We start from the raw sequence: 613 nt of genomic DNA, 5'->3' as shown, positions 1-613 counted from the left end.
CATGAAAAAGCCCGGCAATGCCGGGCTTTTTCTTAGAAACCTGCGCGGTACTTGCTGTCGACCTTGCGCTTTTCCAGTGTGTACCGAGCAATGTCCATCTGCCCGCTGCCCAGCTGATCGTCCAGTTCCTGCAGCTCTCGCTCGTGCAGTTTGGCGACATGGGCCTTGGTCACGTTGTAGTTGATCGCACGTGCTGCGTCGTAGCCACTGACCGGATCCCAGAGGATGGACAGCGGCCAGAGCAGCAGGTTGACGACGCCATAGCCATATTCGCGCCCGTAGAACGAACCACCACCGGGGAGCAGGCCGAGTGCGGCAGCCGCGCCGGGGCTCTTGTCCCGGATGGCCATGCCACGGCTTTCATACGCGTCGAGCTCGGCTTTCTGTACGGAGTTGAGCCCGTTGGCACAGCCGGTGGTGATGGCCAGAAGGCCGCCAATCAAAAGTGTACGCAGGTACTGCATTGCATTTCCTTGTTGTGCATGTTGTCCTGATGCGCCGCTGGCGCGCGCGGAAACTATCACGATTGATATCATTTGGCCATTATTGTCGTGATTGTCATGAGGTTTGCATAAGCTCTGGAGTCCAGAGCATTCAGGGAGAGCAACGATGC

Annotated in this window: 1 protein-coding gene; it reads right to left on the bottom strand. The window is 57.9% G+C overall.

Annotation, left to right across the window (positions count from 1 at the left end; genetic code table 11):
* Positions 1-32: 32 nt before the first annotated feature.
* Positions 33-464 (bottom strand): hypothetical protein, encoded by a 432-nt coding sequence (locus J0A65_RS25135; RefSeq protein WP_037049817.1) that lies wholly within the window; start codon positions 462-464, stop codon positions 33-35.
* Between the last annotated feature and the right edge of the window lie 149 nt (positions 465-613).

Source organism: Bowmanella yangjiangensis (assembly GCF_017255015.1).
Classification (GTDB): Bacteria; Pseudomonadota; Gammaproteobacteria; order Enterobacterales; family Alteromonadaceae; genus Bowmanella; species Bowmanella yangjiangensis.
The sequence above is the reverse complement of the archived record's forward strand: the minus strand, read 5'-3'. Positions and strand labels throughout refer to the sequence as shown.